The sequence below is a fragment of the Pseudomonas sp. P5_B2 genome (assembly GCF_056400445.1).
In genome coordinates this window covers 1-2,668 of the sequence record NZ_JBFULH010000555.1, presented here as the reverse complement: position 1 = coordinate 2,668, position 2,668 = coordinate 1, and the positions used below count along the sequence as shown (strand labels likewise).

Here is a 2,668-nt window from a genome sequence, read left to right as displayed (position 1 = left end):
GGTGCAGATTGTCCATAGAACAATCAAGGCCGATAACCCGCGCAGTACTACCTGCGCACACCTATGTTCAGGGTGGCTCATAAGAATTTCCCCTAGACGAATCACTCAAATGGAGTACTACAGTTCCACAACTTCCCTACTCAGCACGGCTCATTGAACGGGATAAGCTCACTCAGCAATTACTCTGCCAGCGGTGTGTAAAATATGTGCGATAACCTGAAGCCCCCCAAATATTGGCCACGGACGGATTGAAATAATGTGCTAATGGAAATGCGAATACTGCAGTGCCACATCTACCCATTAATGGGGAAAATCACGCCGAAAACGGGGGGGAAAGGTTGAGGCCACTCTTTCTGCCCATAACTTCACACCTCCATCCGATAGCTATGTGACACACAAACAGGCATAGGTGAACGCCTGGCGGGCGAATTACAAGCGCGTTCTTGTGCATTCATACCGACCTACAACTCTCATGTTGATTCTCTGCGCCAAGTGCCGGGTGACGTGCCGAACTGGCGTTTGAATGCGCGACTGAACGCGGCTTCGGATTCATAGCCAACGGCAAAGCCGATTTGCGCCACACTGCCGCGACTTTCGCGCAGCTGTTGCGCCGCCACGTGCATACGCCAGAGCGTCAGGTATTGCATCGGTGGTTGTCCGACCAAAGCCGTGAATCGCTCCGCGAATACCGAGCGCGACATGCCCACTTCAAGCGCCAGGGCTTCGGCCGTCCAGCCCTCGGTTGGACGCGCATGGAGCAGCGCAAGCGCGCGCCCGATATGCGGATCGCGCAAACCCGCCAACCACCCGCGTCGCTCAACGGGGAGGCTGGCGACATACTGGCTGACGGCTTCGACGAACAGCAATTCGGATAGCTTGGCAATGACGGTTGCCGAGCCGACGCGTCCTGCCGCGATTTCACTGACAGCGAATCGGAACGAGCTTTCGATCCAGGCGCCCGAAGCCGTCGCCCGCATGTCCAATTTCAATACCGATGGCAGCGCCGAAAGCAACGGACTGAAGGGGGTTTCAGAGCCGAGGAATCCGCACAATAACTGCGTAACCTCGCCACCCCCGCCGTACTTGATTCGTGAAATGCCACCGACGTCTGGCGGCTGAACAACTTCGCTCGCCGGCATGGGCGCAAGGCTCAGGTCGCTGCCAAAAGAATGAGGGTCGTTGCGAGGAAGCAGAACGAGTTCACCTGCCCCGACGTCGACGATGCCCCCCCCGTCGATGCGTAATTGCATGTGCCCGGCGGCGACAAAATGCGACGCGATGATATGCCGAGGCGCAGCCAGGAACGGTTTGCAATCATCCGCCGAGATTCTTCCGTTGATGCACCAGGGCGCAGTGAATTCCGCCTCGAGGAAGACCCCTCCAGACAGCCGAATCACACGCAAGACATCAGAAAGCGCATCCAACACGTGCCCGCCCTCTTTTCCGGACGCCTGAGCAAGCAATCCGGCGCACTGGTCATTCACCGCCTGAACGGCGAGACCTAGATTAGCACCAACGCGGACCCGGCGATCGAGACTACCCCCCCGATGCTTCACCTGTGGTCATTGGCTCCGACGTCAATCGTAATTGCTCCATTCCAACTCGACCAAGGCAACAGGAGATACCCTATGAACAGCGTCGCTACCCTACCCGGCTCTGAATCGGACAACGCCGACCGTTACGCTCGAATTGTCAGATCATCGAAAAAATCCGAATGGCAGATCGATCGCGACTTGCTACAGGACCGGCGTTTCGACTTCTCGCGCAAGTTCCTGCCCGAAGGGCTCTCGCAGATCGACCGTCTGACCTTTCTCGACGGGGCCGAGGCGCGCCTGCTCAGTCAAATTCAAGGCCGGACTTATGCGTATCTCTTTGGTCTGGTCGAGCGTTTCATCAGTGCCAAAATGCTCGATCAAGGTCGGGCCCATGTCTTTGACAATCAGCTCGCACTTGAAGCGCTGGTGCGTTTTTCCAACGACGAAATCAAGCACCAGGAGCTTTTTCGGCGTATGGAGACGATGATCGGTTCGCACTTGCCAGCGGGGTATCGTCAAGTGGCCGATCCCAATGATGTGGCGCGTGCAGTACTGGCGGCCAGCACTTGGTCGGTGTTGGCGCTCACCTGTCATATCGAGCTGTTTGTACAGGCGCACTACGCACAGAGCATCGCTCCGCGCGAGGAGTTGTGCCCGTTGTTCAAGGATGTCTTCAAATTTCACTGGAAGGATGAAAGCCGGCACGTCGTACTGGATGAACTGGAATGGAAGTCGGAGCACGAGAAGCTCTCACCAGCTGAACGCGACCACGCCGTGAACGATCTGATTGCGCTGGTAGCGGCCGTGGACGGAATTTTGCAGGCACAATCGGCATCCGATGCCGACTACTTTATTCGCCATGTGTCACGACCATTCAGTGTCGATGAGACCGCGAAAATCAAAGCCGGCGTGCTGAGCGCCTACCGCTGGCAATACATTATCTCGGGCATGCAGCATCCGCACTTTGGCCGGCTGCTGACGGACATGACAACGCCAGCACAGATGTCGAGGATTCAGGCCGCACTGGCCCCCATCATGAGCCATTGATCGACAGCCCGCGACCGACTCATCGTCGGCCGCGCGACTGTGAGAAGACGTGCTGAAATGATTGATTGAGGATGGCGGCCATGACC

General features: G+C 57.1%; 2 protein-coding genes. One reads left to right on the top strand and one right to left on the bottom strand.

All coding sequences use genetic code 11. The features are described from left to right. Positions 1 to 470 precede the first annotated feature (470 nt). Positions 471 to 1,427, bottom strand: coding sequence for an AraC family transcriptional regulator (locus AC1DRJ_RS23870; protein WP_477804318.1), 957 nt, complete (start codon positions 1,425 to 1,427; stop codon positions 471 to 473). A gap of 201 nt (positions 1,428 to 1,628) precedes the next feature. Here AC1DRJ_RS23870 and AC1DRJ_RS23865 point away from each other — a divergent pair, with 201 nt between their 5' ends. Then, positions 1,629 to 2,582 (top strand): diiron oxygenase, encoded by a 954-nt coding sequence (locus AC1DRJ_RS23865; RefSeq protein WP_477804319.1) that lies wholly within the window; start codon positions 1,629 to 1,631, stop codon positions 2,580 to 2,582. The last annotated feature ends 86 nt before the right edge of the window (positions 2,583 to 2,668 follow it).

Coding starts and splice junctions, on each gene's coding strand:
- AC1DRJ_RS23865 (WP_477804319.1), top strand. CDS start 1,629: ATGAACAGCGTCGCTACCCTACCCGGCTCTGAATCGGACAACGCCGAC.